General features: G+C 56.0%; 1 protein-coding gene. It reads right to left on the bottom strand.

The annotated features are described in order from the left end of the window. Positions 1 to 4,447, bottom strand: a 4,447-nt coding sequence (locus D7D48_RS10655; protein WP_425452570.1) for a beta strand repeat-containing protein, incomplete at its 3' end; no start/stop codon positions are given. Positions 4,448 to 4,811 lie beyond the last annotated feature (364 nt).

Consider the following 4,811-nt stretch of genomic DNA (forward strand, 5'->3'; position numbering starts at 1 on the left):
GACCTGTGGCGTCAATATCCGCAACCGTGTCACTAACCGTTGTGTTCGCAAGGCCAGTCAGTGTCAGAACAGTGTCATCCGACATCGCGCTATTCTCAACCGTCGTCGCGCCCGCACCTGTGTTGATCGTGATCGTCGGCGCATCCCCAGTGGTAACGCCGAGCGTGCCTGTGAGACCTGTGGCGTCAATATCCGCAACCGTGTCACTAACCGTTGTGTTCGCAGCGCCAGTCAGCGTCAGAACAGTGTCATCCGACATCGCGCTATTCTCAACCGTCGTCGCGCCCGCACCTGTGTCGATCGTGATNGTGAGACCTGTGGCGTCAATATCCGCAACCGTGGTACTAACCGTTGTGTTCGCAAGGCCAGTCAGCGTCAGAACATTGCCATCTGACATCGCGTTATTGGTGATCGCGGTAAGACCTGCACCTGTGTCGATCGTGATGTCAGCATCGCCTGTGGTAACGCCGAGCGTACCTGTGAGGCCTGTCGCGTCAATATCCGCAACCGTAGTACTAACCGCCGTGTCTGCAGCACCTGTCAACGTCAGAACAGCGTTATCCGACATCGCGCTATTTTCAACGTTGGTCACGCCCGTTCCGGTGTCAATAGTGATTGCAGGCGCATCTGCCGTCGTCACACCGAGCGTGCCTGTGAGACCTGTGGCGTCAATATCCGCAACCGTGTCACTAACCGTCGTGTCCGCAGCGCCAGTCAAAGTCAGAACAGTGTTATCCGACATCGCATCATTGTCGACCGTCGTGTCACCCGTTCCGGTGTCGATCGTGATCGCAGGCGCATCTGCCGTCGTCACACCGAGCGTGCCCGTGAGACCTGTCGCGTCAATATCCGCAACCGTGTCACTAACCGTTGTGTTCGCAGCGCCAGTCAGCGTCAGAACAGCGTTATCCGACATCGCATCATTGGTGATCGTGGTAAGACCCGTGCCTGTATCGATAGTGATGCCAACAGCATCTGCCGTCGTCACATCAAGCGTGCCTGCGAGAGCTGTGGCGTCAATATTCGCAATAACGGTGCTTACCACTACCGCTGCAGGACCGGAAACCGTCAGCAGCGTGTCATCAGCCTGAGCCGCGGCATTAACCGTAATTTGATCGTCGCCTGCCGTCGAGTTTATTGTCGTGTCGTTCGAACCCGTTGTGATGAAAACCGCATCATCACCGGCGTCTAAGACATTGACGGTCAGAGTGCCCGTCAGATTGCTCGCATCAACATCTGCAATATTGTTGTTGATAGTGACATCCGAGCCCAGCGATACCGTCAAGATCGCAGTGTCGGTCATTGAAGATGCTTCGATCGAAGTCGTAACTGCATTTGTCTGGACCGAGAGTGTCGCAACATCCGCAGCAATAATTTCGAGGATGCCGGTATGACCATCGGCAATTATGTTAGCGCTCGTTCCACCGGTCAATAAATCGCCAACAATCGTGTTCGAATCACCCGTCAGCGTCAGCGACGCGTCATCCGACATCGCGCTATTGTTGATCGTGGTTGCACCCGCTCCCACCAGGATGCTGGTATTGATCGTAATCGTCGCCGCATCAGCCGTGGTCACGTTGAGTGTGCCAAGCAGATCTTCGGCGTTGATATCCGCAACATCGTTATTGACCACCACCGCAGCAGGACCAGAAACCGTTAGGACATTGTCATCCAGCAGCGCAAGCGCGTCAACCGTGACCGTGTCGCTGGCATGGCCTGTCACAACCGTCGTATCCGCCGAACCCGTCTCGATGGAAATCGCACCATCAGCAGCATCGCCGGTGGTAACACCAAGTGTGCCTGTGAGAGCTGTGGCGTCAATATCTGCAACCGTGTCACCAACCGTTGTGTTCGCAGCGCCGGTCAGCGTCAGAACAGCGTTATCCAACATCGCGTCATTGTCGACCGTCGTATCACCCGCACCCGTTTCGATCGTGATCGTCGGCGCATTGCCCGTCGTCACACCCAGCGTGCCTGTGAGACCTGTGGCGTCAATATCTGCAACCGTTGTAGTAACCGTCGTGTCCGCAGCGCCAGTCAGCGTCAGTTCAGTGCCATCCGACATCGCGCTATTTTCAACCGTCGTCACGCCCGTTCCGGTGTCGATCGTGATCGTCGGCGCATTACCCGTCGTCACATCGAGCGTGCCTGCGAGACCTGTGGCGTCAATATCTGCAACCGTGGTAGTAACCGTCGTGTCCGCAGCACCAGTCAGCGTCAGTTCAGTGCCATCCGACATCGCGCTATTTTCAACCGTCGTCACGCCCGTTCCGGTGTCGATCGTGATCGTCGGCGCATTACCCGTCGTCACATCAAGCGTGCCCGTGAGACCTGTGGCGACAATGTTCGCAACCGTGGTACTAACCGTTGTGTCCGCAGCGCCAGTCAGCGTCAGCACATTGCCATCTGACATCGCGCTATTTTCAACCGTCGTATCACCCGTTCCGGTGTCGATCGTAATCGTCGGCGCGTCGCCGGTGGTAACGCCGAGCGTGCCTGCGAGACCTGTCGCGTCAATATCCGCAACCGTGTCACCAACCGTCGTGTCGGCAGCGCCAGTGAGCGTCAGCACATTGCCATCCGACATCGCGCTATTGTCGACCGTCGTATCACCCGTTCCGGTGTCGATCGTGATCGTCGGCGCATCGACCGTCGTCACATCAAGCGTGCCTGTGAGACCTATGGCGTCAATATCCGCAATAACGTTATTAATCACCACCGCTGCAGGGCCAGAAACGGCCAGGAGATTGTCATCCAGCAGTTCAAGCGCGTCGACAGTAACCGTGTCGCTGAGATCGCCTGTCACAACCGTCGTATCCGCCGAACCCGTCGCGATAGAAATCGCATCGCCAGCAGCATCGCCGGTGAGAACACCGAGCGTGCCTGTGAGATCTGTGGCGTCAAGGTCTGCAACCAGACCGAAGACCTGTACCGTGCCATCACCATCAATAACGATCTCGAAGTCTTCATCAGTTACCAGTGAGGCATCCACAGTGATCAGACCTGTGGCCGCACTTGTGTGAATTACGATCGAACTGGCTGTAGCTGGAAGGACAATAGTCTGCCCGGCAACAGTATCACTGGTGAAATCGGCGGCATGTTCGGGATCAGATTCCGTGTAGACGACTAAGTCGCCTGTGCCACCAAGCAGCGACAAATCAGCATTCCAGCCTTGGAGGCTGATCGTCAAATCGCCATTGTTGGTTGAGTTAATCGGAGCCCAATTGTTGACGAGGTGCGCGTCAAGCGACGCGCCATTGCGGATTTCGATGTCATCATTGCCCTCACCGAGATCACGGATCAGGTCGTTACCCTCATCGATGATGAAAGTATCGTTACCGGTACCACCGACCAGCGTGTCGTCACCAAAGTTACCCGCGAGCGTATCGTTGCCGGAACCGGCGTCAATGAAATCATCGGCCTGGCCGCCATTGATGAAGTCATCATCACCGCGCCCTTCAATGGTCATCGACCGGGTAATGGCCTGAAGGTCAATATTGTCTGAGACGTTGTTGCCAAAAACGGTAACTTCGTCGGCTTGCTGGACAATAGCTGCGTTTGAAGCATCAAAGGCAGCCGTGTAGTTATCCAGCAGATCATAGTTCAGGAAGCCTGACTGGATCAGGTCAGAAACTGTGCCGCCGCGCTCTGCAACCACTCGGGCTGCCAGATCTGTAACTTCGGCAACCGTCACTGTTCCTGTGATGCCAATCGAGAGAATGTTCACGTAAGTGGTGAGGGCCAGTGCTTCGGCAATCGTCAAAACTTCATCGACGATCCGCTGGGTTTCACTGACAAATTCTGTTGTTCCGCCGCGCGCGTCTGTCGACGTAACAACCGCACGGACATCACTGTTGACCAGGGCATTGGTTACGTTGAGGGTCGCCGCAGTCTGGGTAGCAATGTTGACCCAATTGGGGCCGACAAGCTGCTGCCACTGGTAGCTTGCTACAGGTGCGCCATCAGAATCAGCGAGATTGATTACAGTAACAGATAGGGTTCCGCCGGGCTGGGCTTCTCCAGTGATCGTCAACGACGCTGTCGCTTCATCTTCAACGTTGTCAATTGTTTGCTGACCGCCGACGAAAACCGACGTGCCGCCAAACGGGTCTGTCGTAGTGGCAACAACACGAACCACCTTATCGACGTAAGATTGGTCGCTGGGGATGGAAAGCTGCGCAGCAGTGGCGCCGACGATGTCAACCCAATTAAGGCCTGCAAGCTCCTGCCACTGGTAAGCCGTAGTGGTCACGCCATCGGCGTCCACAACGCTTGCTAATGCTGCAATCAGCGAGCTGCCTTCTTCAGCCACGCCGGTAACCCCAAGCGAGCCAGTCGCTTCATCCTCGACGTTAGCGATCGCACTTTGGGCTGGACTGATAAACACTGACGAGCCACCGAGTGCATCGGTGGTGGTCGCAACGACGCGCACTGCGACACCGACCATCGACTGGTCAGACGGGACATCATAACGTGCATTGGTCTCACTGGAAATGTTAACCCAATTACCACCGACATTCTTTTGCCACTGATAGGCAACGGTCGTTGCGCCGTCCGCGTCAGTCAACGCACTGAACGAGGCTTCGAACGAGCCACCTTCAACAGCATTGGCCACCAAATCAAGCGACCCGATCGCCGCATCATCTACGTTGGCAACCACGCGTGTGGCGCTGGTGAATACCGTGTCACCGCCAAGCGCATCGGTTGAGGTAATTTGCGCACGAACCGTCGCACCCACAAGCGACTGGTCTGAAGGTATTGCCAAAGTTGCATCTGTAGCACCACTAATGGCAACCCAGTTGGCTCCATCC

This window comes from Sphingorhabdus wooponensis (assembly GCF_003933235.1).
GTDB classification, from domain to species: Bacteria; Pseudomonadota; Alphaproteobacteria; order Sphingomonadales; family Sphingomonadaceae; genus Sphingorhabdus_B; species Sphingorhabdus_B wooponensis.